The 260-nt window shown below is 36.5% G+C and carries 1 pseudogene; it reads right to left on the minus strand.

The annotated features are described in order from the left end of the window. Window positions 1-107 precede the first annotated feature (107 nt). Window positions 108-260 (minus strand): annotated as a pseudogene (locus SB660_RS21730) (AEC family transporter); the annotation flags it as partial.

A 260-nucleotide genomic window follows, 5' to 3' on the forward strand; every position in this document is an offset into this window, starting at 1 on the left:
CATCGGACTCCCCTAGTTATAGCTATTAAGTTTGATGATAGTGTAACAGATTTTTCTAATAGATGGAAGTTATAATTAAGATTTATCTTGCTATTATCCTCGAATGATTACGTAAATAGCAGTTCTGCTAGATAAATGACAATTGTTACTGTAAGACAGCTAACAATCGTTGAAAAAAGAACCGTTTGCGCAGCAGTTGCCGACTCAACATCATATTCTAATGCCAAGCTAGAGCTATTGCGTGAGGTCGGAAATGCACT

It is taken from the genome of Bacillus sp. SIMBA_005 (assembly GCF_046535585.1).
GTDB lineage: Bacteria > Bacillota > Bacilli > Bacillales > Bacillaceae > Bacillus > Bacillus pumilus.